24 protein-coding genes are annotated in these 25127 nt (G+C 68.1%); 6 read left to right on the top strand and 18 right to left on the bottom strand.

The annotated features are described in order from the left end of the window. Window positions 1-8: 8 nt before the first annotated feature. Window positions 9-1595: a SulP family inorganic anion transporter gene (locus G6N46_RS17275; protein WP_138247604.1), complete on the top strand. Its 1587-nt coding sequence runs from the start codon at window positions 9-11 to the stop codon at window positions 1593-1595. Window positions 1596-1692: 97 nt separating this feature from the next. On the opposite strand, the gene ricR is transcribed toward G6N46_RS17275, so the two are convergent. Continuing rightward, the gene (gene ricR, locus G6N46_RS17280) at window positions 1693-2022 is read right to left on the bottom strand and encodes a copper-sensing transcriptional repressor RicR (RefSeq protein ID WP_064858539.1); all 330 of its coding nucleotides are present in this window, start codon (window positions 2020-2022) and stop codon (window positions 1693-1695) included. A gap of 75 nt (window positions 2023-2097) precedes the next feature. On the opposite strand from ricR, the gene ilvD reads away from it, so the two are divergent. Together ilvD and G6N46_RS17290 are read left to right on the top strand one after the other, a co-directional pair. After that, complete coding sequence (gene ilvD / locus G6N46_RS17285) at window positions 2098-3798, top strand: dihydroxy-acid dehydratase (protein WP_138247603.1); 1701 nt, start codon at window positions 2098-2100, stop codon at window positions 3796-3798. 208 nt (window positions 3799-4006) lie between these two features. Next, entirely contained in the window at window positions 4007-5173 is a 1167-nt protein-coding gene (locus G6N46_RS17290) for an ankyrin repeat domain-containing protein (protein ID WP_138247602.1), read from the top strand. Here G6N46_RS17290 and G6N46_RS17295 read toward each other — a convergent pair. The 7 genes from G6N46_RS17295 to G6N46_RS17325 form a co-directional block, all read right to left on the bottom strand. Beyond that, the gene (locus G6N46_RS17295) at window positions 5110-5940 is read right to left on the bottom strand and encodes a PaaX family transcriptional regulator C-terminal domain-containing protein (protein ID WP_163693171.1); all 831 of its coding nucleotides are present in this window, start codon (window positions 5938-5940) and stop codon (window positions 5110-5112) included. The two genes, G6N46_RS17290 and G6N46_RS17295, sit on opposite strands and share 64 nt — an antisense overlap. Before the next feature lie 94 nt (window positions 5941-6034). Continuing rightward, entirely contained in the window at window positions 6035-7246 is a 1212-nt protein-coding gene (locus G6N46_RS17300) for a saccharopine dehydrogenase family protein (RefSeq protein ID WP_138247601.1), read from the bottom strand. Continuing rightward, entirely contained in the window at window positions 7243-8271 is a 1029-nt protein-coding gene (locus G6N46_RS17305) for an alpha/beta hydrolase family protein (protein WP_138247687.1), read from the bottom strand. The genes G6N46_RS17300 and G6N46_RS17305 overlap by 4 nt, the downstream gene beginning before the upstream one ends. A 118-nt stretch (window positions 8272-8389) precedes the next feature. Continuing rightward, on the bottom strand, window positions 8390-9136 hold the full coding sequence (locus tag G6N46_RS17310) for a DAPG hydrolase family protein (protein ID WP_138247600.1): 747 nt from the start codon (window positions 9134-9136) through the stop codon (window positions 8390-8392). Next, window positions 9133-10473, bottom strand: coding sequence for an FAD-binding oxidoreductase (locus G6N46_RS17315; RefSeq protein ID WP_138247599.1), 1341 nt, complete (start codon window positions 10471-10473; stop codon window positions 9133-9135). The genes G6N46_RS17310 and G6N46_RS17315 overlap by 4 nt, the downstream gene beginning before the upstream one ends. 79 nt (window positions 10474-10552) lie before the next feature. Beyond that, entirely contained in the window at window positions 10553-10948 is a 396-nt protein-coding gene (locus tag G6N46_RS17320; RefSeq protein WP_138247598.1) for a hypothetical protein, read from the bottom strand. Then, window positions 10948-11613, bottom strand: coding sequence for an O-methyltransferase (locus G6N46_RS17325; RefSeq protein ID WP_138247597.1), 666 nt, complete (start codon window positions 11611-11613; stop codon window positions 10948-10950). The genes G6N46_RS17320 and G6N46_RS17325 overlap by 1 nt, the downstream gene beginning before the upstream one ends. Before the next feature lie 84 nt (window positions 11614-11697). On the opposite strand from G6N46_RS17325, the gene G6N46_RS17330 reads away from it, so the two are divergent. Beyond that, window positions 11698-12699, top strand: a complete 1002-nt coding sequence (locus G6N46_RS17330) for a DUF4331 family protein (RefSeq protein WP_138247596.1) — start codon at window positions 11698-11700, stop codon at window positions 12697-12699. Between the two features lie 104 nt (window positions 12700-12803). Here G6N46_RS17330 and G6N46_RS17335 read toward each other — a convergent pair whose 3' ends face one another. The 5 genes from G6N46_RS17335 to G6N46_RS17355 all read right to left on the bottom strand — a co-directional run bounded on the left by G6N46_RS17335 (window position 12804) and on the right by G6N46_RS17355 (window position 16296). Further along, on the bottom strand, window positions 12804-13295 hold the full coding sequence (locus G6N46_RS17335) for a TIGR04338 family metallohydrolase (protein WP_138247595.1): 492 nt from the start codon (window positions 13293-13295) through the stop codon (window positions 12804-12806). Further along, window positions 13292-14041 carry a DUF2786 domain-containing protein gene (locus tag G6N46_RS17340; RefSeq protein WP_138247594.1) on the bottom strand — a complete coding sequence of 250 codons (750 nt, stop codon included), beginning with the start codon at window positions 14039-14041 and terminating at the stop codon, window positions 13292-13294. Before G6N46_RS17340 ends, G6N46_RS17335 begins: the two co-directional genes overlap by 4 nt. A gap of 71 nt (window positions 14042-14112) precedes the next feature. Continuing rightward, entirely contained in the window at window positions 14113-14289 is a 177-nt protein-coding gene (locus G6N46_RS17345; protein ID WP_163692841.1) for a hypothetical protein, read from the bottom strand. Between the two features lie 119 nt (window positions 14290-14408). Continuing rightward, window positions 14409-15443, bottom strand: a complete 1035-nt coding sequence (locus tag G6N46_RS17350; RefSeq protein ID WP_138247593.1) for an alpha/beta hydrolase — start codon at window positions 15441-15443, stop codon at window positions 14409-14411. Between the two features lie 13 nt (window positions 15444-15456). Next, complete coding sequence (locus G6N46_RS17355) at window positions 15457-16296, bottom strand: alpha/beta hydrolase (RefSeq protein ID WP_133425787.1); 840 nt, start codon at window positions 16294-16296, stop codon at window positions 15457-15459. Between the two features lie 60 nt (window positions 16297-16356). On the opposite strand from G6N46_RS17355, the gene G6N46_RS17360 reads away from it, so the two are divergent. Further along, complete coding sequence (locus G6N46_RS17360; protein WP_138247592.1) at window positions 16357-17391, top strand: sigma-70 family RNA polymerase sigma factor; 1035 nt, start codon at window positions 16357-16359, stop codon at window positions 17389-17391. A gap of 193 nt (window positions 17392-17584) precedes the next feature. After that, window positions 17585-18709: an NDMA-dependent alcohol dehydrogenase gene (locus tag G6N46_RS17365; protein ID WP_138247591.1), complete on the top strand. Its 1125-nt coding sequence runs from the start codon at window positions 17585-17587 to the stop codon at window positions 18707-18709. A 345-nt stretch (window positions 18710-19054) separates the two neighbouring features. Here G6N46_RS17365 and G6N46_RS17370 read toward each other — a convergent pair whose 3' ends face one another. The 5 genes from G6N46_RS17370 to G6N46_RS17390 all read right to left on the bottom strand — a co-directional run bounded on the left by G6N46_RS17370 (window position 19055) and on the right by G6N46_RS17390 (window position 25101). Next, the gene (locus tag G6N46_RS17370) at window positions 19055-19981 is read right to left on the bottom strand and encodes a DUF4349 domain-containing protein (protein ID WP_133425783.1); all 927 of its coding nucleotides are present in this window, start codon (window positions 19979-19981) and stop codon (window positions 19055-19057) included. Between the two features lie 229 nt (window positions 19982-20210). Next, window positions 20211-20987: an SDR family NAD(P)-dependent oxidoreductase gene (locus G6N46_RS17375; protein ID WP_138247590.1), complete on the bottom strand. Its 777-nt coding sequence runs from the start codon at window positions 20985-20987 to the stop codon at window positions 20211-20213. 51 nt (window positions 20988-21038) lie between these two features. Continuing rightward, on the bottom strand, window positions 21039-24008 hold the full coding sequence (locus G6N46_RS17380) for a hypothetical protein (protein ID WP_138247589.1): 2970 nt from the start codon (window positions 24006-24008) through the stop codon (window positions 21039-21041). Window positions 24009-24206: 198 nt separating this feature from the next. Continuing rightward, complete coding sequence (locus G6N46_RS17385) at window positions 24207-24587, bottom strand: hypothetical protein (protein WP_138247588.1); 381 nt, start codon at window positions 24585-24587, stop codon at window positions 24207-24209. A 70-nt stretch (window positions 24588-24657) separates the two neighbouring features. After that, window positions 24658-25101, bottom strand: a complete 444-nt coding sequence (locus G6N46_RS17390; protein ID WP_167526414.1) for a MarR family winged helix-turn-helix transcriptional regulator — start codon at window positions 25099-25101, stop codon at window positions 24658-24660. Window positions 25102-25127 lie beyond the last annotated feature (26 nt).

The raw sequence follows: 25127 nt of genomic DNA on the forward strand, positions 1-25127 counted from the left end.
ACCTGCCCATGTCCACCGACGTCTCCGATCCCCCGGCCGCCGATACTCCCAAGCTGTCCATCCCGTGGTGGACGCGCGGCGACACCAACGCGTTCTTCGGGCTGGGGTTCAACATCCTCGTCAACGTGCTGACGCTGACGGGTCTCATGATCGGCGTCGTCAAGGTCCCGGCCGGTGACGTGCTCGGCACCATCCTGCCCGCGCTCGGGGTGGCCCTGATCCTCGGGAACCTCTACTACACGTTCCTGGCCCGCCGCCTCTCCCGGCGCGAAAACCGCACGGACGTCACGGCTTTGCCCTACGGCCCGAGCGTGCCGCACATGTTCATCGTGGTTTTCGTGGTGATGCTGCCGGTGTATCTGCACACCAAGGATGCGATGCAGGCCTGGCAGGCCGGGCTGGCGTGGGCTTTCATGATCGGCATCATCGTGATGATCGGCGCGTTCGTCGGGCCGTACATCCGCAAGCTGACACCGCGGGCGGCCATGCTCGGGACGCTGGCCGGCATCTCCATCACCTTCATCTCGATGCGGCCGGCCGCGCAGATGTGGGAGGCGGCGTGGATCGGCCTGCCGGTGCTGGCGATCATCCTCATCGGATTCTTCACCGACGTGAAGCTGCCGTTCGGCATCCCGACCGGGCTGGCCGCGTTGCTCGTCGGCACCGCCATCGGGTGGATCGGCGGGTTCATGTCGGCGCCCGACGTCGCAAAGGCGGTGTCCGACATCGCGATCGGGCTACCCGACCTGCGGGTCGGCATGTTGTTCTCGGGGCTGTCGCATCTGGCCCCGCTGCTGGGGACCGCGATTCCCCTCGGCGTCTACAACTTCACCGAGGCGATGAGCAACGTGGAGAGCGCGGCCGCCGCCGGCGACAACTACAACCTGCGCAGCGTGCTGCTGGCCGACGGCGCGGGTGCGGTGATCGGGTCGGCCTTCGGCTCGCCGTTCCCGCCTGCCGTGTACATCGGCCACCCCGGCTGGAAGGACGCCGGCGGCCGGGCCGGGTATTCGCTGGCCAGCGGCGTGCTGATCGGGGCCTTCTGCTTCCTGGGCCTGTTCGGCGTGCTCGACGCGCTGTTGCCGGTGCCCGCGATCGTGCCGATCCTGCTGTACATCGGTCTGCTGATCGGGGCGCAGGCCTTCCAGGCGGTACCCCGCCTGCATGCCGTCGCCGTCGTGGCCGCGCTGCTGCCGAACCTCGCACAATGGGCCGGCGGCCTGGTCGACAACGCGCTGAACGCGGCGGGCACGTCGGCCGCGGCAGTGGGGCTGGACAAGCTCAACGGCGCGGGCGTGGTCTACCAGGGGTTGCAGACCCTCGGCGAGGGCGCGGTGCTCGTCGGGCTGATCCTGGGCACGATGGTGACCTTCATCCTCGAGAAGAAGTTCCTCTACGCGGCCATCGCGTCGGCGGTCGGTGCGGCGTTGTCCTTCATCGGCCTGATCCACGCACCCGAGGTGTCGTGGGGCGCCAGCCCGCAGGTCGCCCTGGGCTACCTGTTCTTCGGTCTGGTGTGCGCCGCGTACTCTCGGTTACCCGGCGCCGGCGATCCGGTCACGGTCGACGAGTCGGACGTGGTCGCGGGCCATTAGTTGTCCCGGCACGATCACAATGTCGGCCTGCGAGCGTCGTTGAGACGCATATACGGTTAGCGCTGCTCTCAGGCCGACATTGTGATCGGACTTCGCGTCAGGAGCGCACCAACCGCGCGATCGCCGCGGAGGCCTCGGCCAGTTTCTGCTCGGCCTCGTCGCCGCCGACGGCCACCGCATGGCTCACGCAGTGCCCCAGGTGTTCGTCCAGCAGCGCCAGCGCGACCGACTGCAACGCACTGTTGACGGCGCTGATCTGCGTCAACACGTCGATGCAGTACTTGTCCTCGTCGATCATCTTGGCGATGCCGCGGACCTGTCCCTCGACCCGCCGCAGCCGCTTGGCGTAGTTATCCTTGTTGGGCGAGTAGCCGTGCTGGGGCTCGGCGAGGCTCGCCTCAGGTGCGCCCGACTCTTCTGCCGTCATAAGCCCAGCGTACCGCATACCCCTTAGGGGTATCCAATGAAATTCGGTTTGGCGGCGATTGGCATACTTACCTGCATGTCTTCTGACCAGCCCGATATCAAGCCCCGCAGCCGCGACGTCACCGACGGCCTGGAGAAAACCGCAGCCCGCGGGATGCTGCGCGCGGTAGGGATGGGTGACGACGACTGGGTCAAGCCGCAGATCGGCGTCGGGTCGTCGTGGAACGAGATCACCCCCTGCAACATGTCGCTGCAGCGGCTGGCGCAGTCGGTCAAGGAGGGCGTGCACGCCGCCGGCGGTTACCCGCTGGAGTTCGGCACCATCTCCGTCTCCGACGGCATCTCGATGGGCCACGAGGGCATGCACTTCTCGCTGGTGTCGCGCGAGGTCATCGCCGACAGCGTCGAGACCGTGATGCAGGCCGAGCGCCTGGACGGCTCGGTGCTGCTCGCCGGCTGCGACAAGTCGATCCCCGGCATGCTGATGGCGGCCGCCCGGCTGGACCTGGCCAGCGTCTTCTTCTACAACGGCTCGATCATGCCCGGCGTCGCGAAGCTGACCGATGGCACCGAGAAGGAAGTCACCATCATCGACGCCTTCGAGGCCGTCGGTGCGTGCGCCCGCGGGCTGATGTCCCGCGAGGACGTCGACATCATCGAGCGCGCGATCTGTCCGGGCGAGGGCGCCTGCGGCGGTATGTACACCGCCAACACCATGGCGTCGGCGGCCGAGGCCCTCGGTATGTCGTTGCCGGGCAGCGCATCTCCGGTCGCCATCGACAAGCGCCGCGACGAGTTCGCCCGCAAGTCCGGCGAGGCCGTCGTCGAGATGCTGCGCCGCGGCATCACCGCCCGCGACATCCTGACCAAGGAAGCGTTCGAGAACGCCATCGCCGTCGTCATGGCCTTCGGCGGTTCCACCAACGCGGTGCTGCATCTGCTGGCCATCGCCCGCGAGGCCGAGGTCGAGCTGACCCTCGCCGATTTCACCCGCATCGGCAACAAGGTGCCGCACCTGGCCGACGTGAAGCCCTTCGGCCGCCACGTGATGAAGGACGTCGACGAGATCGGCGGCGTGCCCGTCGTCATGCGCGCACTGCTGGATGCCGGTCTGCTGCACGGTGATTGCCTCACGGTCACCGGCAAGACCATGGCCGAGAACCTCGCGCACATCGCGCCGCCCGACCCGGACGGCAAGGTGCTGCGCGCGATGAACAACCCGATCCACCCGACCGGCGGCATCACCATCCTGCACGGCTCGCTGGCCCCCGAAGGCGCCGTCGTGAAGTCGGCCGGCTTCGAGTCCGACGTCTTCGAAGGCACCGCAAGGGTTTTCGAGCGCGAGCGGGCCGCCCTCGACGCGCTGGAGGACGGCACCATCACGCACGGCGACGTCGTCGTCATCCGCTACGAGGGCCCCAAGGGTGGCCCGGGCATGCGCGAGATGCTGGCCATCACCGGCGCAATCAAGGGCGCCGGCCTGGGCAAGGACGTGCTGCTGATGACCGACGGCCGCTTCTCGGGCGGGACGACGGGCCTGTGCGTCGGGCACATCGCGCCGGAGGCCGTCGACGGCGGCCCCATCGCATTCGTGCGCGACGGTGACCGCATTCGCCTCGACGTCGCCAACGGCAAGCTGGACCTGCTGGTCGACGAGGCTGAATTGGCTTCGCGCCGTGAAGGTTTCGAGCCGCTGCCGCCGCGCTACAAGACCGGCGTGCTGGCCAAGTACACCAAGCTGGTCCAGTCGGCCGCCGTCGGCGCCGTCTGCACCTAACCGGGATTTGTGCACGATTTTCCGCGGTCGGCGCGGAAAATCGTGCACAAATCACCAGGTGGGCGTGCCTGCTGTAGCCTGAGGTTGGGCGCGCAGGACCGCCCGACGTCCGCTCGAAGGGGCTCAGCCTCCCTGCTGATTGCTTTACCTTGTGACCGACCTCTTCTCGGCCCGATTCGCGGACGCGGGCGCATGAGAGGAGGCCGTCATGGCCAGCACACTGCCCACCAATCCGTCCTTGGACAAACTTCGCGTCGAAGCCCGCCAACTTCAGCGGGCGGACGGCATCGCTCTTCATGCCGCGCAATTCACCGTCGCCCGTCGTTATGGCTTCACCGACTGGCCGGCACTGGTGCACTACCTGCGGCTGGCCGCCGATCTGAGCGTCGACCCGGGCGCCGTCGACGAGGATGCCCTCGACCCGGCCGACCGGCTCTGCTCGTGGGCATCGTTGCGCTATGACGAATCCGACGCCCCGCCGCGCCGGCAGTCGGCCGCCGACCTGCTGGCCGCCGACCCCGGCCTTGTCGACCGCAACATCTGGTGTGCGGCCGCAGCCTCCGACCCTGCCGCGGTGGCCGACCATCTCGCCCGCCGCCCGGCGCTCGCCGACACCGGCGGCGGACCGTTCGGCTGGGTCCCCCTGATGTACCTCTGCTACTCGCGGATTCCCCTGGGCCGCAGTGCAAATGACGTCGTCGCTGGCGCGACGCTGCTGCTCGACGCCGGCGCTGATCCGAACGGCGGATACCTGTGGTGCGGCATGTCGACGCCGTTCACGCTGCTGACCGGGGTGTTCGGCGAAGGCGAGCAAGGGCCGCGGCGTCAGCCCCGGCATCCGCACGCTGCCGAACTCGCAACCCTGCTCCTGCGCCGCGGCGCCCACCCGGTCGACCAGCAGACGCTCTACAACCGGATGTTCCGCCCCGACAATTCGCACCTGGAGCTGCTGTTCGCCCACGGGCTCGCCGACGCCGGGCCCAGCCCGTGGGAGCGCCGCCTGGGTGAGGCCATGGAGACCCGAGAACAGATGTGGCAGCGGCAGATTCAGTGGGCGGCTGCGCACGGATTCGGTGACCGCCTCGCGCTGCTCGAACGGCAGGGCATCGACGTCTCCGGCGTCGACATCGTCGCGCCGGCCTTCCCCGAAGATCCGAATGCCCGCGACGACGAGGGCGCGACGCCGCTGCACCAGGCCGCCTGGGCAGGCGACCTGGCGCTGATCCGACGGCTACTGGAGGCGGGCGCCGACCCGTCGCTCACAGACGGCCGGTTCGGCTCGACCCCGCTGCAGTGGGCCGAGCACGCCTATCAGACCGAGGCGGCGGAACTGCTCCGCGCCGCGACCTCCGCCACCACTTCCGAGTACCACTGAAACAGCTTGATGCGTTGTGGTGCATCACTTTTGAGCAGCTCCGCCCAGCAGTCCGCGACCTTCGCCCGAGCGGCCACGCCGATCCACGGCTGCGGCAACAACTCCGGCGGCAGCAGTGGGTCGGGCTCGACGGCGCGGGTGAACTCAGCGGCCAGTTCGATCGCGACGGTGAGCTGCGCCGTCGGGGAGGCATCCGGCAATGCGGACAGTGCGCGTCCGGCGACGGCGAGCAGGCGGCGGTGCCGTTCCGCGATGTCGTGCAGCGGCCACAGGTGGGCGGCGACGGCACGGGGCTCATCGGTGCCACCGACGGCCAGATCCGTGGTCGTCAACGTGGTGACGTGCTCGGCAATCGCCAGTTGTTCTGCCGCATCGGCTATCTCGCCGTCCCAGTCGTTCGGGGAGACGTAGAGACCACCTTGGATGGCGGCACCGCCGAGGCGCACGATCGCATCGCGCATGGCGTCACGCGCCGGCCGGACCGACTCCGGGACCGCGAACGCCACCACGTGCCAGCGGCCATCCCACGGCGCGTCGCCCCGGTCCTGGGCATACATGAGCCGCAGGTAGTCGAGGTCCGGCGTGATGGTGCTGCGCAGCTCGTCTGTCGCGCGCAGCACAGCTTTTCGGCCGCGCCCGTCCTGGACGAACTGCCCGTCGGCGACCAGTCGTTTGATGCACAACCGCACCTGCTGGTCCGTCATGCCGAGCTCGCCCGCGACGTCATACAGTGCTCCGGCATCGATGGTCGCGTCGTCCCGCAGCATGCTCTCGACGAGCGTGCGGGTCGGCACTTCGATGGGTGCGTCTTCCAACGGTCAACTCCTTGCGCCCGCGGCACGACGTGCGGGGCTCCCAAGTCTAGGCACGCTCGTCCTGTTCGACGACGACGAGCGGCCGGCCGGCGGGCTGATCGAGCCGGCGGGCAAGGTCGGCGAAGAACCGTGGCGCGTCGATGACGGCATCTGGTGGGTGCACTCCCGGACGCCGAGCGGTCCCGTCGACGATCTGTGCCAGGCCCAACGCCAACGGGATACCGGTGGCCCGGGCCATGTCTCCGAACAGCCCTGCCGCGCTACCGGACAGGTCGAGGTGGGCCAGCACCACACGCTCGCGTCCGGCACGGGTGCCGGACACCGCGGCGAAGAACGGCGGCAGCGTGCCCGGCCCCTTGCTGCGTAGGGACGACGGGACAGACCGCAAGTAGCGCAACAGATTCGGTTTCGCGAACTGCAGAGCCGCCGTCTCGTGGGTCAACCGGCGCCGGTCGGTGTCCCGGCGCAGCACGTCGAGATACGCCAGCGTCCGCGGCCGGACCACCATGAGGTTGACGGCCTCGCCGCTGAGCCCGAGCGTACGCCGCAGCGTGATGGGCTCGGGATGTCCGACCGTGTACGCGGTGCCGCGTCGACCGCGCGGCAAGGTCAGCCCGACCGGGCGCAACGGACGCTCGAATGTCAGCTGTCCGCTGCGGACGGTGCAAATCTTGCCGCTGCTCTGCAGCATCCAGTGCACGGCCGCCGCCGAGGGCCGGCCGTCGGGGTCCAACAGCACCTCACCGCCGTCGCCTCCCCCACCGGGCACGTCCACCGGCCACGCGGTGTAGGCGTCGCGCACTGTGTCGAGTCCGGCGGCCGCGGTGGCGGCGAGCAGGTTGCTCACACCCGGGCTGGCGCCCATGCCGATGACCGCGCAAATGCCTGCGGCACTGGCGGTTTCGTCCAATTCGAGCATCTGCACCGTTGGTTCCCAGTCGTCGCAGATGTCGACGTAGTGCGTGCCCGCCGCGATCGCCGCGCGCAGCACGGGGACCCCGAAGCGGTAGTACGGCCCGACGGTGTTGACGACGAGGTCGGCCCGCTCGAGCGCTTCACGTAGCGCCGGGCCGTCGGTGACGTCGATCTGGGCGGCGCTGACCGGAACCCGGGCTTCGGCGAGTTGGCCGCACAACCGGTCGGCGGCGGCGCCATCGCGGTCCGCGACGACGATCTCGTCGACCCCGGGCAGCTGCGCGGCGAGCCGGACGGCGACCGCCCCCATCGCCCCCGGGCCGCCCAACGCGAGGATCCTCATCGGGCCTCCTTGGCGGCCGGCAGTTCCTGCACGTAACGCCGGAGATTGTCGAGATAGCTGGGCGCGTAGATCTGCCGAGGTGCGAAAGTTCCTATCGCGTAGGCCTTTACGCTCTCGGGGTTGTTCTCCAGGTCTTCCTTGGCGAGGCTGTGCGACGCGTGCGGGTAGGTCTGGACCGTCAGCAGATCGGGACGTACCAGTGCGCGGTAGACGCGCTCAGTCTCGGCCACGTCGACGTTCCGATCAGCCTCGCCGAGCTCGAGCAGCACGGGGACGGAGAGCAACGGCAGCGTCGCGCTGACGTCGGCGTGGTAGTTACGGGCGACGAATGCCCAGCGGTCCGCGGACATCGGTGACGCGTCGATGCCCGCCATGCGGTACTCGTGATAGGTGGCACCGTTGCGCAGCAGCTGATTCGTCCGCTCCCGCCGGGCCAGCGCAGCGGCCAGTTCGGACTGCGGCGCCGCACGCGCCCGCAGTTCGGCGCGCAGGTTGTATTCGCCCTGTCGCAGCCAATTGATCGCCGGGCCAACGAGAATCATGAACTGCAGGTCCGGCTTGCGCACCGCCACCTCGGGCGCCACCCAGCCGCCCTGGCTGATTGCCCAGATGCCGATCCGGCGTGGATCGATGTCCGCCCGGGTTCGGGCCCAGTCGATCGCGGCGCTCGTCTCGTCGGCCCGGTCGGCCATGCTCTGGTTCAGCCAATTGCCGGGCGCGCCGCCGATGCCGGGCTTGTTCCACGACAACGACGCATAGCCGGCGTTCGCGAAGGACTCCCAGATGGGCCGGTAAAAGCCGTTGCGGCCGGCATCGGCGGGACCGTCACCGTGGACGAACACCACCAGGCCGAACGGCCCCTTCCCCGTCTTCGGCAGGGCCAACACACCGTCGAGCGGCTGCGCCGGCGCCGGGATCGTGACGCGCTGCTCGCGGATCGCGAAGTCGTTGGCGTACAGCACCCAACCGCCCGCCGATAGCGCGACCGCGACAACAGCGCCCAAGGCGATCAACGTGCGACGCATCCAGCCGGGCAGTCGACGGGCCTGTACGGAACTATCATTCATGTCACGATCGTAGCGTGGGTGATAGTTATTGGTGAGTGGCGTCAGCCACACCCGCCGCCGGCACCTCGCGAGCGGGTTAACCGAACTGCGCGTGGAGCTCCGGCAGGAAGCCGGCCAGGTGGTTCATCTCCTGCGCGCAGTGCACCAGCAGATCGCGCGGGTGCGGCAGCTGACGTGCGGCGAGCACCCGAAAAGCGTGGTCTGCCAAGGACTTACCCGCACGGAAGCTCACGTGCTGCCCGCCCATCCAGAATCGAGAGCGCATCTCGGCACCGTCCGGCGTCGGCCGCACCTGATGAACCAGCCAGCCGATGTCGACCGGGATGTCCGGCGAACCGAGGCGGGCGACGATGGCCAGCCCAGCGTGCCCTTGCGCAACCGGATCGACGAACTGGATCGCCACCGAACTCAGCGCCGAACCGAGGTACTCCTCCACGAGCGACGTCCGGCCGACGTAGGCCAGGTCGTCGCGGCCGTCACGCCACTGCGCCGAGACATGCGCCCGCGGGTGCCACAGCTTGTAGCGGCGCGCGTCGCAGCCGTGCCAACCGAACCACCAGTCCCACATCTCAGGCGTCACACCTGGCATGTCGGTGCGCACCGCCACGGTGTAGCCGCCGTCCGACAGCGTGCCGTAACCGTTCTCGGTCTGCTGGTAACCGTCCTCGGCCAGCGGTTCGTCGAAGTCGGGCAGCACGGGGCCGGCCTGCGGCCCATGCTCGAGCGCCTGCACCACATGACGTGGCAGCGCCGCCATCTCCGGATTGAAGAACCTGCCAAAAGGCGTGTCCGCGTCGTCGCCGCGGTAACCCAGGTAGCTCATGTCCGTCCCATCCAGGCGTAGAAGCGACCCTCCGGGTCATATTGTGCGCGCACCGCATCCAGTCGCGCCATGGCCGCGTCGGTGGCGAACCGGGCCGGCCGGGCCCCCAGGTTCTCGTCGGCCAGCTGTATTCCGGTGGCCAGGTGGGACATCGCCGCCATGTTGGATCGCGCCCAGTCGCCGTACTTTTCGTCGTCTGCGGCGTCCGACCAGCCGGCGTACAGCGCCAGGTAGACCTCGTCCTCGAGGCTGTAGGCCATGTCCTGCCGCGCCGGCGACGGCCCCCAGTTCAGCCAGAGGAAGTGCGACGGGTGCGGAGGCATGGTCTCGAGGATGTTCCGCACGCCCGGCAGCAACTCGGCCGTCGACGCCGACGTCCACATGTTGTCCGCGGCGTAGCGGTGGTCGTTCAGGTAGTTGCTCATCACCGCGTCGTACCAGGTGGGCAGGTTCGTCGGTGCGTACGGCACGGCCATCAGGGCATGCGGGCGCGCCGGGCACGTATCCAACAGTGCCACTGCATCTTTCGCTTCATCGTCGCTGTCGGCGAACACCGGTGAGGCCAGCACGATGCCCGGCGTATCCAGCCCCGAACTCGGCATGGCCCGGGAGGCGACGATCTGCAACTCCACCCGGCGGTCCACGTCGGCGCTGATGGCGCGGGCCCACGCGTAGATCTCGTCGGCGGCCGCGAAAGGGTAGACGTACAGGCTGCTGCCGCACACCGCCGGCTTCGGATGGAGACGCACGTGGAACGCAGTCACGACGCCGAAGAAGCCGGGACCGGATCCCCTTGCTGCCCAATATAAGTCGGGGTGATGCTCGGCGTCGCAGCGAATCTGCTCACCGGCTGCGGTGACCACGTCGAGCGCCAGCACGCTTTCACACGCCGGCCCCAGCACGCGGTTGTTCCACCCGTAGCCGCCCTGCAGCAGATAGCCACCGAGTCGGACACCCCGGCAGTGTCCGGATGGGAAGAACAGGCCCTGCTGCTCCAGTTCGGTGGCCAGCACGCTGCCACCTTTTCCGGGACCCACCACGGCGATCATCGCGTCGCGATCCACCCGGCACGTGTCCAGCCGGCTCACGTCGAGCAGCATGCCGCCATCGCGCAGGTGGTTGGCCGACCAGCTGTGTCCGCCCGATCGGATGCCGACCGCCAATTTGTTCGCTTGGGCGTAGCGGACCGCCGCCACCACATCAGCCGTGCACGACGCCTGCACGATGACATCCGGAAAGCGCTGCGGCACACGGGCATTCCACACCGTCGCGCAACGCGCATCCTCATATCCCGCGTCGCCGCGGCGGAAATGTCGGACCTCGGCCAAAGCTGTCACCGCAACTCCTCACGCCTCGACGCCCCCACCGAAACGTAACACCGGGAATCAGCGACTGCGTCAAATTCGCGCTGCGGATCTACGCGGCCGTGAGCACCGCCCGACTGCCGACAGGATTGGCGAGCGGCACGACGATCGTGCCGGGCATGATCATCATGGTGCAGACCATGTGTTCGCGATCCGACCGCCGGCCGGCCGTCAACGTGACCACCACGGTCTGGCCGGTCTCCGCCGCGGTGGCGTGTACCCCGTAACAGTCGGGCGATCCGAGCGAAATGTTCAGCGCCACGGCGGGTTCCGGGTCCAGCCGGCTCCAGGACTCTGCGGCCAGCGGATGGGGGTCGACGATCGCCGGATCGTCGACGAACGTCGTGCCCGGCGAGACGGGCACCTCCGGTAGCGCCGGCGCGTCAGCCGACGCCGTCGGCGCGAGGCCGACGGCCAACACGAGTCCCGCGGCGGCGACCCTGAGCACTACTTACCCACCCGGGCCACGGCGAAGCCGTCCCAGCCCTTGGCGCCGACCGTCTGGATGGCGGCGGCCTCCAGGCGCGGATGGTTGCCCACCAGCTCGAGCATGTTGCGCACGCCTTGCGCCTGCAGATCGTCGGCGGCCGGATCGAGCACCCGGCCCATCCGGGTGACGTTGTCGACGACGATCACCGCGCCGGGCGTCGCCAGTCGCACCGCCCACTCGACGTAGGCGCTGTTGTTCTCCTTGTCGGCGTCGATGAAGAAGAAGTCGAACTGCTCGTCGCGCTCCGCCAGCTGCGGCAGGGTGTCCAGCGCCGCTCCAACCAGTACCTCCACCTGATCCGCGACGCCGGCGCGCTCGAAGTTGGCGCGCGCGACCGCGGCGTGTTCCGGGGAGTACTCCAACGTCGTCACGCGACCCTCGGTGCCGATGCCGCGCGCGAGGTTGATGGTGCTGTAGCCCGCGAGTGTGCCGATCTCCAGCACCCGGCTGGCGCCACTGATGGTCGCCAACAGCGACAACAACTTTCCGTGCTGCGCGGATACCTCGATGGCCGGCATACCGGCCGTCACGGCGGACTGACGCGCCGTGACGAGCACGTCGTCCTCGGTGTGCAGCACCTCGTTGAACATCTCGTCGACAGCCTGCGGTTCGGGTTGAGTCATGGCCCCAGGCTAGCGCGGGAGAATTCTGTCCCAGATTGGCCGATTTTCGTTCGGCGCGGTCCGTCGGGCACTTGAATGACGGCTATGTCAAACCATTTCACGGGCCTCAGCCTCGGCCCGCCCCTGGGCGACCAGCGCCTGGACCTCTGCGATCTCTACGCCTTCCAATCACCGGCCGACCCGGCGCGCACGGTGCTGATCCTCAACGCCAACCCCAACGCCGACGCGCTGCATCCCGAGGCGATCTACCGGCTCGCCATCGACAACGACGGCGACCTGCGTAACGACATCGCGTTCAGCTATGTCTTCTCCGAACCGGACTCGGGACAGCAGACCGTCGATGTCTACCTGGCGACCGGAGAGGCCGCAGAATCACCGGAAGCGGTGGGCGACAAAATCTTCGAGGGCGTCGAGGTGTCGTTCGGCAAGGAGCCCGTGATCGCCCACTCAGGCGAATACACGTTCTTCGCCGGCGCCCGCAGCGATGCCTTCTTCTTCGACTTCGACGGCATCAAGAACCTGTTCGACATCAGGGGCGGCCGCAACTTCACCGCGCTCCACCTCACGGGCGAATTCCCCTGGACCGGAGTGGATTCCAACACGCAGGCCAACGTGTGCTCGATGGTCCTGGAACTGCCGACCGCGGCACTGGGCGCGGCACCGGACATCCGGATCTGGGGCCGCTGCAGCGTCCGCCGCGACGGCACGCTGCTGCACGTCGACCGGGCCGGGCACCCGTCGGTCAGTAGTTTCTTCAACACCGATGACACCAAAGAGGAGTACAACGCCAGCGAGCCGGAGCACGACCGGGACCGCTGGATGCCGATGTTCGTGCACCTCCTGGGACACACCGGTGGTTACACCGATGAGGAGGCCGTCGCCGCGGTCGACGCCGAGGGCATCCTGCCCGACATGCTGACGTTCAACCCAGCACTGCCGGCCAAGTACCCGAACGGGCGGGTGTTCACCGACGACGTCATCGATTACCGGCTGGCCTCGCTGACCAAAGGCGACTGCCCGCCGTCCGGCTTGAGCCCGCACACCGACACCCTGCAGGTCTTCCCGTATCTGGGTCCGCCGCACTAGGACGGCACTGGAAACGCACGCTCGCCGGCCGCGAGCGTGCGCGGACTACACACCGAACGCGGCGTGTCCACGTACAAACACGGACGCTCGCGGGAAAAAAGGGGTTAGCGCGCGCCCTCTTTGGCGTACACCACCCGCAGGATGTGCCCGACCTCCGGGCCCATCACCATGTCAGCGAGCTCGCAGAATGCCGCGGTGAACACCGGCCCGTGCGGCGGCACCGCGGCGGACAGGTGGTGCGCCACCTCGTGCAGGACGACCAATTCCCGCAGCGCCCAGGTGGATTGGCGTTCGGGGACGGCGATGACCGCACCACCGGCACCGGATTCGTAGTGCGCGGCCGTCACTCCCCGGCGCGCCCGCACCGCCACCGCACCGGCGTCGGGCCACCGTTCCGCCACCGCCGGCATGGCCAACACCTGGTCGACATAGCGCCGCACCGCGTCGAGGGATCCGAACCGCGCCTCGGGCGGCAACGTCAACTGCGTCCCGAAGAACTCGACCGCCCGGTTGCCGCGTTCCCCGGCGCGGTCGAACAACGTGCGCACGAACTGCTCAGCGGCGTATACCGCGGACCGTTGTACGTCGCGGGTCACCGCTCCAGAGCCGTACGCGCCCCGGACAATTCGGGACTCGGCCCCAGCCGGGCCCGGCGCCCCGCCCGGTCCCCGGCCCGCCGTGCTGCCGATGAGTAGCCGGCCGACGCACTCGTCGCCCGCCAGCTGCCCCGCGCCTGCGACGTCTTCTTGTAGAACGACACCAGTTCGAGATCCTTGTTGCGCAACGCAAGCGCCGTCCCGGGCTGGTCGGCACTCTCGGCCGTCGCTGCCTGCCGGGCCTCCTCGCGCGCGTCGACCAACCGCTGCCCGACGCGCGCGCCGAACGCCAGCTGGAAGTTGAGCCGGGCAGTGATGGTCGGCGTCGGCCGGTGCGCACCCGTCGAGATGTAGGCATCCGACGACTTGACCATCTGCACCACCACACTGGCGTACAGGGCGTGGGTGGCGTCGATGTCCTCGGCGAACCCGTAGGCGTAGACGAACGTCGAGTTGGACGCGATATCGCATTTCACGTCGTTGGCCCGCGCGATCAGCACGAACAACTGCACGAATGTGCGCAGCCCGCGGGTGCCCGCCTCGCCGATGGTGACGGTGCGCTGCACCGGCTCCTGCGCCGCGGTCCGGGTCGCTGAATGCGCCCGCGCCACCGCCAGATCGATCGACGTGGTGGTGGCCAGCCGCTGCGCGGCCGTCATGAACGCCTCGGCCTCGTGCGGGTTGTCGGTGTTCTCGGCCTGCCGCAGCAGTGCCGCGATCCGGGCCAGCATCTTGTCGTCACTCATGCTCGCGACATTATGGGACGGCTACGACGTTTCCGCGCGCGCGACATGTCGTCGCCGGCGTCGCACCGCTGTCAGTCCGGCGGCTCCTGCCCTTCGGCCGGTTCCTGTTCGACGTCGGGCGTCTCGTCACGGCCCGTGGCGCTGGCGCGGCGAAGTTCGTCGACGGCGCTGGTCGGTCGCTTCGCCTCGCCGGTCTCGACGTCGGCGTCGGTGTACGTCCCCCGGGAACCGGGATCATCCTTGGTCATGGCAGTCCGTCCTGTTCGTCGGTCGTACGGCGCCACGAAGCACCGCAGCGGGCAGGCGTCGTCATGCCGATATACCCACCGATGAAGGTTGGACACCTCCTGCGGTTGCCGCGTGGTGACTACTTGCCGACGAATCCGTCCAACGCGCTGGTCAGCTGCGGCGACAGCGGCGCCTTGTTGGCGTAGTTGGCGACGTTGTCGGTCGGATCGTCGCGCAGCACGTGACTGACGCCCTTCAGCGGAACCACCGTCAGCGCGGTGTGCGCCAGCGCGGCGATCAGCGGCTGCTCCGCGTCGCAGAAGGCCTGGACGTCCGAATCCGAACAGGTCAGCAGCACGGGAGTGCCGTTCGGCAGCTTCGCCGCCAGGGACAGCGGGTCGATGGCGTCGGCCTCCAGCACCGCCTTGGCGTTGGCAGGGTTGAGGATGGCACTCAGACCTTCGGGCAGCTTGGCCGGCGGGGTGCCGGTGGCGCGCGTCGTCGCGACGGCGTCGGTCCACTCCTTCAGCACCTGGTCGGCCTGCTCGCGGGTTTTCGCCCCGGCCTTCACATCGGCGTCGACCGACGACCGCACGCGGTTGGTGATGACGTCCAGATACCGGCCGGCCAGTGGCTGCAGCAGCGCGAGCGAGTGGATCTTCGGGGCACCCGGGCTGGTGTCGGTCGCGAGCGCCAGCGCGTGCACGGTGCCCTCACCCAACCCGTACACCGAGACTCGGGCGGTGTCTGTGCCCTTCTGCTCGGACAGGAACTTCACGGCCGCCTTCGCGCCGGCGGTGTAGACGGCGCTGCCCACGTCGCGCAGGTTCTGGGCGTGCGGGCCGACGCCGGTCTTGCCGGTGCCGACCTTGTCGTACCGCAGGCTGTCGACCTTCTTGCCGGACAGGTACTCGGCGAGCTGTCGCATGTTGCCGACCTTGCCGGCGACGGCGTTGTCACCGTTGCGATCGGTCTGGCCGCTCTCGGAGATCAGCAACACCGACGGCGCCGCGGCGGCCCCGGGGACATGGCGGTAGCTGCCGTGGATGGTCAGGCCGTCGGCGACGAAGCTGACGTCCTCATCGACCCAGTCGCCGCCGCCGGCCTTGTCCGAACCGCACGCCGCCACCGCCAGCACCGTCAGCGAAACCAGCAGGCGCACAGCCCATTTCACGCGACCACCCCGGTCACAGTCGCACTTCGATCCAGCTGACGACGTCGTCGAGCACCACTGCCTTCTCGGGCTCGTTGAACACCTCGTGATACAGCTCCGGGTAGACCTTCAGCGCCACGTCCGACGAGCCGACGCACTCCACCAGCTTGCGGCTGCCGGCCACCGGAACCAGCTTGTCGTCCTCGCCGTGCACCACCAGCAGCGGTGCGGTGAGGGCAGCGGCGCGCTGCGGCATGGTCTCGCCGACCCCGATCAGCACCTTGCCCACCCCGGCGGGCACCTTGCCGTGATACACGAGCGGGTCGGCGTTGTAGGCCGCGACCACCTCGGGATCACGCGACACCGCGTCGAACGGCAGGCTCTGCGCGGGCAGCCCGGGCAGGATGGAGCCCAGCAGCTTCGCCGCCAGCGCCAACGGCAGGCCGACCTGGGACCGGGCGTCGACCGCGGGACCGGACAGCACCATGAGGTGATAGTCGTCGGGGTGCTCGACGCCGTACGCGAACACGATGCCGCCGCCCATGCTGTGGCCGAGTACGACGCGCTTCAGCTCGGGGTATTCGGCGGTCGCGATACCGACCAGGTGGTGGAAGTCGCCGGTGTACTCGGAGATGTCGCGGACCAGCACGCGCTTGCCGCCCGAGCGGCCATGGCCGCGGTGGTCGAGCGCGAAGGTGATCAGACCGGCCTCACCGAACCGTTGCGCGACATGGTCGTAGCGACGCGCGTGCTCACCGAAACCGTGGGACAGCACCACCACGCCCGTCGGGTCGGTCGCGGGCACCCAGACGTCGTAGACGATCTTGGTGCCGCCGATACCGTCGAAGCTACGTTCGCTGCGGGTCGTGGCCATGGAGAGACAATATCCGGGGTCCGGCCCAGGCGCGTCCGTCGCCGCCGTGACTCCCGCCAGATGTCACACCCGCTGCGTACGCTGGGTCAGGTGAGTGTCCTCAGCGATTCCACCGCAGCAGACACGTCGTCCCGGGCCCGTGATGCGTTCCTTGTCGACGCGGGGCGGCACCGGCGCGAGCTGCTGGCCCACTGTTACCGCATGACCGGTTCTCTGCACGATGCCGAGGACCTGGTGCAGGAGACCTACCTGCGCGCCTGGAAGGCCTACGACAACTTCGAGGGCAAGTCGTCGGTGCGGACCTGGCTGTACCGCATCGCCACCAACACCTGCCTGACCGCACTGGAGGGCCGTCAACGCCGGCCGTTGCCGTCCGGGCTCGGGCAGCCCGCGGCCGACCCGCAGGCCGAGATCACCGAGCGCACCGACACCGCCTGGCTCGAGCCGCTGCCCGACGTGCATGACGCACCGGGTGATCCGCAGACCATCGTCGGCTCCCGCGAGTCGGTCCGGCTGGCGTTCATTGCTGCGCTGCAACATCTTTCGCCGCGGCAGCGCGCCGTTCTCGTGCTACGCGACGTGCTGCAGTGGAAGGCCGCGGAGGTCGGCGAGGCCGTCGGAACGTCGACGGCGGCCGTCAACAGCCTGCTGCAACGGGCCCGCGCACAGCTCGACGCCGTCGGCCCCAGCCAGGACGACGTCCTCGTGGCCCCCGAGTCCGACGAAGCGCGTGAGCTTTTGACCAAGTACGTCAACGCCTTCGAGTCCTACGACATGGACGCCCTCGTCGAGCTGTTCACCGCCGACTCGGTATGGGAGATGCCGCCGTTCGACACCTGGTACTCCGGCCCACGGGACATCGTCGAGCTGTCCCGGTTCAAATGCCCCGCCGAGCACCCGGGCGACATGCGGTTCGTCGTCACCACCGCCAACGGGCAGTCCGCGGCGGGCATGTACATGCGCAATCCCGAGACCGGCCGGCACGAGGCGTTCCAGCTGCACGTGCTGGACATCAAGCCGGGCGGCATCTCGCACGTTGTCGCGTTCATGGACCCGACGCTTTTCGAGAAATTCGGGCTGCCCCCACACCTCTGACGGTCACCCGCCACTGTTCCGGCTTCGCGTCCGGGCCGGCTTCGGCGTGCCCGGTTACGGAACCCAACGCACTACTGCTGCTAGTTTTCGATAATTCGGAACGACATGTTCTGAGGTCCTATTTCTGCAGGTAGAGTGCCTGCCATAGCATCTTTCTGGAACGTGTTCTCGCTTTGTGGCTATGATCTTCGTCATGAAGACCAAAGGCGCTCTGCTGTGGGAAGTGAACTCCCCGTTCCAGGTCGAGGAGATCGACCTCGGTGACCCCGTTGCCGACGAAGTACAGATCCAGATGCATGCCGCGGGCATGTGCCACTCCGACTACCACCTGACCACCGGCGCCACCCCGATGCCGCTGCCCTGCCTCGGCGGGCACGAGGGCGCGGGCGTCGTCACCAAGGTCGGAAAGAACGTCACCGGCATCGAAGAGGGCGACCACGTCATCCTCGCGTTCATCCCGGCCTGTGGCTCCTGCCCGCCGTGCATGAAGGGCTTCCGCTCGCTGTGCGACCGCGGCGCCGTCCTGCTGGGTGGCAAGTCGATCGCCGACGGCACCAATCGCATCCACGCCCGCGGCAAAGAGGTCGCGGCGATGAACCTGCTGGGCACCTTTGCGCCGTACATGACGGTCCACAAGGACTCCGTCGTCAAGATCGACAAGGACATCCCGTTCGAGTCCGCCGCCATCATGGGCTGCGCGGTGCCGACCGGCTTCGGCTCCGCCACCAACGTCGCGCAGGTCCAGCCCGGTGAGACCGTCGCCATCGTCGGCGTCGGCGGCATCGGCATGAGCGCGCTGCAGGGCGCGGTGATCTCCGGCGCCAAGCACGTCATCGCCATCGACCCCAACCCGTGGAAGCGCGAACAGGCCATCAAGTTCGGTGCGACGCACGTGTACGCCTCGATGGCCGAGGCCATCGCGCCGATGATCGACCTCACCTGGGGCCTGATGGCCGACAAGGTCATCATCGCCGTCGGCGAGATGAAGGGCGAGTACATCGAAGAGGCCATGATCCTGACGGCCAAGACCGGCACCTGCGTCGTCACCGGCATGGGCTCGATGATGGACGCCGACGTCAAGCTGAACCTCTTCCTGTTCACCATGTTGCAGAAGACGTTGAAGGGCAACATCTTCGGTGGCGGTAGCTCGCACATCGAGACGCCGCGGCTGGCCGCGCTGTACAAGTCCGGCCTGCTGAACATCGACGACATGATCACGCGGACCTACAAGCTCGAGGACATCAACCAGGGCTACCAGGACATGCTGGACGGCAACAACATTCGCGGCGTCGTCACCTTCGACGAGTCCGACTGGTAACCGTTCCTCGCGAACAGTCGCAAAACCCCCAATTTTCCTGGAAATTGGGGGTTTTCGCGTTTCCGCCGCCGTCAGGACGTCCCCCCGCTCGGCCGGCAAAGTACCTGAATGCAATCGAAGTGGCGATCTGCCGATGGTCAGTGCATTCATGGACCTCTGGCGGCCTGGAGCGTTACCTGACTTCAATCACAATGGCCGCCAGTGCGAATTGACTGAACCCACGGATTTCTCCGCCCCTGCTTTCATCTCGCGTGGGCGTTGAGTGCGGACTGAGGGCGTAGCAGTTCGAGTGAGCATGTGCGTAGGTTCGCGGTCAACGCGCGGTTGCGGGCACTCGACTAATAGCTACTGCGGTGAGTCCACAGTGGGCTCCGACGGCGTATCGGGCTCTGCCGGTGCGCTGCTCTTGTGACGCGAGCCGGTCCACTTGACGAAGACGTAGAGCGCCCCGCCGAGGACCGCGAGCGGAATCAGCCACGGCAGCAGGAATCCGAATGCCAGGACAAGGTGAGAACCGAAGGCCCACAACGTGTCCCAGCCTCGCTCAACCTGTCCGAAGAAGCCGTGATAGCGCTCCGGCGCGGGACCGCCGGTGCGCTCAGCGGTGATCTGGACATCGACGGAGCTGTAGGTGATCTGGTCCCGGAGGGTGTCGCGCTGCGCTTGCAGGCTCTGCAGCTCGGCCTGCCGCGACGACAGCGCGTCCTCGGCCTTGATCAGCGCATCGGGGTCTTTCGAGTCCCGCATGATGGCCAGCAGCCGGTCCACCGACGTCTTCAGCGCGGTGATCCGGGCATCGAGGTCGACGCGGCGTGCGGTGACGTCGTCGGTCTTGACCTCGAGCGTCTGGACCGTCCCGAGGCCCTTGAGGGAGGCCAGGGCGGCGTCGAGCCCGTTGGCAGGAACTCTCAGCACCAGGTGAACGCTCGCGCGGCCGGACGTCGACCCGGCGTCGTCCGAACGCTCATCGACCCGCCCACCCGCTTTGTCGACGATGGCGGTGGCCTTGTCCGCCGCGGCTGCCGGGTCGGCGGCAACGAGGATCAGTGACGCGGTCTTGACGACATCGCGCGCCGGATCTACCGGCGGCGCGGGCGCCTCCGGGGCGCCGCCTTTGAAGTCCGCCCCGGCCCCGCCCTTCAGCGGCGCCGCCGCCGGCGCGGACTCGGAATGCCGCGCCGAGTTGTTGCTGCCGCTACATCCGGCCACCAACCACAATGAGGCGATCAACAGGGCGAGAAAAGCGATCGGCCGGAACCGCATGCGACTCATGCCTGCCCAGCGTACCGACGGTTTCACAGGAATTCGGTGGGGAATGTCCAGCCACGGGTTGCGCCGAACGCAACTGCACGGCGCCACGAGGCCGGTTTCTCCGCCGTCCAGTTGCGTTGGCCGCCGCTGCGAAGGTTTCATCGGATCGCGTCGGCGCTCCCGTCCCAAAACACCGAAAACCCCCAATCCCGTTGGGGATTGGGGGTTTTCGAAACCGGCTGAGGGACTACTACTTCGGAGGCATCCGGATGCCGCCATCGACGCGGACGACCTCGGCGTTCATGTACGAGTTGGTCAGCAGCTCGACGACCATGGAGGCCAGCTCGTCGGGCTTGCCCAGGCGGTGCGGGAACAGCACGGACTCGCCGAGCTTGGCTTTAAATGCTTCGGAGGCCTCTCCTTCCCCATAAATCGGGGTATCGATCAGGCCGGGGGCCACGGTGTTCACGCGGATGCCGACAGCCGACAGGTCGCGGGCGACCGGCAGGGTCAGGCCCACGACGCCACCCTTGGACGACGAGTACGCGGCCTGGCCGATCTGGCCGTCGAACGCCGCGACGCTGGTCATGTTGACGATGGCACCACGCTCACCGGCCTCGGTGAAGTCGTTCTTGCTCATCTGGGTGGCGGCGATGCGGATGCAGTCGAAGGTGCCGACCAGGTTGATGTCGAGAACCTTCTTGTACAGGTCCAGGTTGTGCGCCGACTCGAACTCGCCGTCCTTGCCGATGGTGCGCTGGGCCCAGCCGACACCGGCCGAGTTCACCAGGGCACGCAGCGGGCCGAGGTCAGCGGCGGTCTTGACCGCGTCGATGATCTGCTCGGTGTTGGTGACGTCGACGGTGACGAAGACGCCGCCGATCTCCTTGGCGAGCGCCTCGCCCTTCTCGGCCTGGAGGTCGGCAATGACGACCCGGGCACCCTTGGCGGCCAACTGACGGGCAACAGCCGCACCGATTCCTGACGCGCCGCCGGTGACGACCGCGCTAGCTCCATTGATATCCACGCCGACAGCGTATGCGAGGCCGTCCGCTCACCGGGACGGACCTGGCAAAGCTCAGGCGGCGTGCTTGCCGCTACCCGATTCCGGCGCGCGGTGCTTGCCGCCGGTCGACGACGGGGCCCGGTGCCGGCCTGTTCCCGCGTTGTCGGCGTCGACTTTCGCCGCGGACGAATCCGCGCTCTCTGCATTGCCTTTGGGCTTCGGCGCCTTGGTGGTCTTGGTGGTCTTGGGCTTGCCCGCCTTGCGCTCGCCCTTGTCCGCGCCCTTGTCCGTGCCCTTGGTCGCGTCGGCGGGCTTGCTGTCGTCCGGCGCCGCCTTGTCGTTCGCCGTACCCGTCGCCGCCGTCGGCCCGGCGGCATCGTCCTTGGCATGTTTGGGTTTCGTGAGGTCCTTCGTCGTCGGTTCAGCCGACGGGGACTCAGCGGGCGTCGTGGACGCCGGCTCGGTCGCTGTCGTGCCCGTCGTCTGCGCACCGGTGGCGGTGGTCGCCGCGGCGATGGCCGCCGGCGGCTTGGACTTGTTGGTCGTCGCGACCGGGGCGGACGCCGCCACCGCGGTGGGCGTCGGGGTTGCGGCGACCGATGACGGCAGCGCACCCAGACTCAACAGACTGCCGCCCTTGCTGATCACCGAGATCGCACCCGAGATGGCGTTGGGCACCGACACCGGGCCGGTGAACGCTTTCTCGAACCCCGTGACGAGTGACGTCATCAGGCGGGGAACCACCTTCGACCAGTCGATGTGCGGCAGGGTCCCGAACTGCACCGGGGTGGCCGCGGTGTTCAGCGTGCGCAGGTACTGGCCCGATGCGGGATCCCAGTACGCGTCCGAGTAGCCCAGGTTGACCAGACTGGTCAGAACCGGCGACAGCGCGTTGCCCAACCGGTAGGCGACGTTCCCGACAGGCGTCAGACCGACGAGGTTCAACGCATCACCGGCGAGGTAGACCGGCTCCAGCAGGGGCAGGTGGTTCGCCGCCGCCGTCAGATAGATGTTGGTGTTGGCCGAACCGCCGCCCGCCAGATTCGTGACCATCGACTCCAGCTGCGTGATCAGCTGACCGGCCGCCGTGGCCTGGTCGACGCCGCGCAGGATGTACGTCGGCATCAGCCCGGCCGCCATGTTGTTCAACAACGTCACCGGGTTCGCCCAGGCCGCGAAGTCGGACAGCGGCTGGTACTCGACGGTCGCGTCGATCTTGACGGGCACCAGGTTCGCACCGCCGAGAGCCAGCCCGGTACCGCCGAGCGCGGTGCCGCCGCTGCTGGTAATCGCCACGTCCGGGGTGACGGCGTTGATACCCAGCATTCGCAGGAATGACGAGAATCGCGCCAGCACACCGCCGTTCGCGCGGCCCGCGTTGTTGAGCAGAATCTCCGGCAACAGGGTCAGGCTGCCGGCGATCGACGTGGCACCCGTGTAGTTGAGCCCGCCCGGCTGCGACGACAGCTTGGCCAGCACGTCCCGGTAGGCCGCGCCGGCCGAGAACGCGCCCAGGCCGCTGGCCACCACGATGGGTACTCGGACCGACCCGACGTCCAGCGACGGGATGGCGTCGACGACGCCGAGCACCGCGCTGCTCAGCACTCCCGTCAACGCTCCCGACACCGTGCCCGACAGGCCACTGGTGGCGCCGGAGACGACGGTGCCGACGACGCTCGTGACCGTGCTGCTCACGGTGCTGTTGACCAGGGTGCTGATGCTCGTCCCATTGGTCAGGCCGGTGACCAGGCCGCCGATGAGGGGATTCAGCGCGTTCACCACGGTGCTGGTGAGGTCGATCGGCAGTCCCACGAGCGGCACGTAGCTCAGGCCCAGGTCGCCGACGGCGGTGCTGATCGCGGTGGTCAACGCCGACGTCAGCGTGCTGGTGCTGCCGACCGTGCCGTCCACGGTGCTGGTCAGGGCGCTGGTCAGCGCAGTCGTCAGCGAGGTGGTGAGCGAACTCGTCAGCGTGCTGGTGAGTGCGTTGGTCAGGATGGGCGTCAGGCTCGTCGCCAGGGCGCCGGTGTTGAGCGCGTTGGTGAGGTTGGTCGCCAGCGCGTCCTTCAGCGTGTCGGTACCGAGGGTGAGGTATGCGGTGTTGTTGACGCGGTCGGCGATCGCGGTCTCGGTGCCCGGAGTCCAGCCGATGTCGACACCCAGCAGCCGGGCCAGCGTGAAGGCCGGGCCTGCGGTGGTCACGGAGATCGCATTACTGTCGACGAGGCTGCCGAGGTTCAGCCCGGCCAGGTCGAGCAAGGTGCCGACGCCGATGTTGCCCGCGGCGTCCTGGAATCCCGCGGCCTGCAGCAGCGGGTTGACCAGATCGCCGAGGTTGCCGGTGACGATGCCGCTCAAGGCACCGGTGAGCGTGCCGCCGAGGCCGTCGGTCAGCGCGCCGCCGGACAAGCTGCCCGTCAGACCGCTGGTGATGCTGGTGGTCAGCTGCCCGATGAGGTCGGTGGCGACGAGGTTGGCCACCGTGGTGGCCAGGCCCGAAACGTTGAGCAGACCCGAGAGGCTCAGCGGTATCCCCACGATGGGAACGGTGATGGACAGCCCGCCCAGCATCGTTTGCAGCGGCCCGACCAGTGCGCTCACCAATCCCGTCTGCAAGGTGCTCAGGAAGGTCGTGCCGGTCAGACCCGACAGCGCGGTGTTCAGTGCCGAGCTGACGGCCGCGCTGATCGCCGTGCTCAGTTGCGACGTCGTCCCGGCGCCCACTTGCGAGGTGAGACCCGAGACCAGATCGGGGCTCAGCATGTTCAGCAGCGACGGCACGTTGATGCTGCCCACGTTGGCGTTGAGCACATCGGCCAGCAGGCTGGGCGGGATCTGCGCCAGCAGCGTCTGCAGCGTCACGGTCGGTTTGCGACCGAACTGATTGACCAGCGCCGGCAGCACCGCGTCGACGGTGTTCTGGAACGCCTGGTAGGGCGTGGTGGCGGCCGTCAGGTCCACCGCGCGGTGACTCTGGGCCAGCAACGCCGTGGGCGTCGGCGCGGGCGCGACGACGGCGGTTGCCGTTGCGGTCGCCGCCACGACTCCCAGTAATGCCAAACGCGATCCGCGTACGTCGACTTCACGATGACTGCCAGCCATGTGCCCCGCCCCATCCCGCAATATTGACTGCGACGACAGGACGCTAACACCGGTGTACCAGCAATTTCCGGTGAATTGACGGTTGTGTCATATGCCGGCACGGGCAGCCGACAGGCCAGCAAACCTGCTAGCGCATGACTACTGCGGGCAGACCAACACCTGCTCGTGGAAATGCCAGCTGTCGATGTTCACGTATTCGCCGGGGGCGCCGGGGACGGATCCGCTCGAATTCAGTTCGGGGATGTAGACCGCGTTGATTCGCGCTCCGAAACCGAAACCGGTGTTGTACTTCACGCCACCGTCCTGCTCGATGGCCCAGTTCACCATGCCATCGGTGTACGTATAGGTCCGAAGGAGTTGCAGATCCTTGCCGATTCCGAAGCTCTTCTCGCGCTTGAGGACCATCGGAGTGCCATCCAACGGAATGCAGCGTTCCGCGTGCGCCTGCGGGGCCGGCAGCCATGCCAGCCCGGCGACCAGCGCGCCCGCTGTGGCAATCGTGGCGACCGAATGTTTCACGTGAATCCTCCCCCGCAAACCCGACGATCCCTACTGTAGCCGCGATTTGGCCCCGGCTCCCCGGGTCCGTTCAGTCCAATCGCTGGAGCACCGTCGCCGTCCACCGCCGCAACGCGTCCGCCTGCGACCGACTCATGCCGGCGAACACCACCGAGCGCACCAACTCGGCATGCCCGGGTGCGGCGGACTCGAGCGCGTCGCGCCCCCCGGCGGTGAGTGTGACGACGGCCGCTCGCCGGTCGTCACTCGACCCAGATCGCTCGATCAGCCCGCGCGAGCGCATGCGCGCCAGCTGATGCGATACCCGGCTCTGCTCCCACCCGAGATGGGTACCGAGCTGGCCCATGCGGCAGTCCGGTAACTCGCTGAGGGCGACCAGTACGTCGTAGTCCGCCAGCGACAATCCGTGGTCGCGCTGCAGCTCCCGGCCCAGCGCCAGCTGCAAGCGGCCGCTCATGGCCAGATAGGCGCGCCAGAGGTCCTGCTCATCGTCGGTCAGCCACATGAAATACATGACACATCATTTACGTTGTGCCGTCC

Origin of the sequence: Mycolicibacterium phocaicum (genome assembly GCF_010731115.1) — a bacterium.
GTDB classification, from domain to species: domain Bacteria; phylum Actinomycetota; class Actinomycetes; order Mycobacteriales; family Mycobacteriaceae; genus Mycobacterium; species Mycobacterium phocaicum.

Excerpts from the sequence above, each read along its gene's own strand:
- G6N46_RS17275 (WP_138247604.1), top strand. The coding sequence starts at position 9 with ATGTCCACCGACGTCTCCGATCCCCCGGCCGCCGATACTCCCAAGCTG.
- ricR (WP_064858539.1), bottom strand. The coding sequence starts at position 2,022 with ATGACGGCAGAAGAGTCGGGCGCACCTGAGGCGAGCCTCGCCGAGCCC.
- ilvD (WP_138247603.1), top strand. The coding sequence starts at position 2,098 with ATGTCTTCTGACCAGCCCGATATCAAGCCCCGCAGCCGCGACGTCACC.
- G6N46_RS17290 (WP_138247602.1), top strand. The coding sequence starts at position 4,007 with ATGGCCAGCACACTGCCCACCAATCCGTCCTTGGACAAACTTCGCGTC.
- G6N46_RS17295 (WP_163693171.1), bottom strand. The coding sequence starts at position 5,940 with ATGCTGCGGGACGACGCGACCATCGATGCCGGAGCACTGTATGACGTC.
- G6N46_RS17300 (WP_138247601.1), bottom strand. The coding sequence starts at position 7,246 with ATGAGGATCCTCGCGTTGGGCGGCCCGGGGGCGATGGGGGCGGTCGCC.
- G6N46_RS17305 (WP_138247687.1), bottom strand. The coding sequence starts at position 8,271 with ATGCGTCGCACGTTGATCGCCTTGGGCGCTGTTGTCGCGGTCGCGCTA.
- G6N46_RS17310 (WP_138247600.1), bottom strand. The coding sequence starts at position 9,136 with ATGAGCTACCTGGGTTACCGCGGCGACGACGCGGACACGCCTTTTGGC.
- G6N46_RS17325 (WP_138247597.1), bottom strand. The coding sequence starts at position 11,613 with ATGACTCAACCCGAACCGCAGGCTGTCGACGAGATGTTCAACGAGGTG.
- G6N46_RS17330 (WP_138247596.1), top strand. The coding sequence starts at position 11,698 with ATGTCAAACCATTTCACGGGCCTCAGCCTCGGCCCGCCCCTGGGCGAC.
- G6N46_RS17340 (WP_138247594.1), bottom strand. The coding sequence starts at position 14,041 with ATGAGTGACGACAAGATGCTGGCCCGGATCGCGGCACTGCTGCGGCAG.
- G6N46_RS17345 (WP_163692841.1), bottom strand. The coding sequence starts at position 14,289 with ATGACCAAGGATGATCCCGGTTCCCGGGGGACGTACACCGACGCCGAC.
- G6N46_RS17355 (WP_133425787.1), bottom strand. The coding sequence starts at position 16,296 with ATGGCCACGACCCGCAGCGAACGTAGCTTCGACGGTATCGGCGGCACC.
- G6N46_RS17360 (WP_138247592.1), top strand. The coding sequence starts at position 16,357 with ATGTCACACCCGCTGCGTACGCTGGGTCAGGTGAGTGTCCTCAGCGAT.
- G6N46_RS17365 (WP_138247591.1), top strand. The coding sequence starts at position 17,585 with ATGAAGACCAAAGGCGCTCTGCTGTGGGAAGTGAACTCCCCGTTCCAG.
- G6N46_RS17370 (WP_133425783.1), bottom strand. The coding sequence starts at position 19,981 with ATGAGTCGCATGCGGTTCCGGCCGATCGCTTTTCTCGCCCTGTTGATC.
- G6N46_RS17390 (WP_167526414.1), bottom strand. The coding sequence starts at position 25,101 with ATGTATTTCATGTGGCTGACCGACGATGAGCAGGACCTCTGGCGCGCC.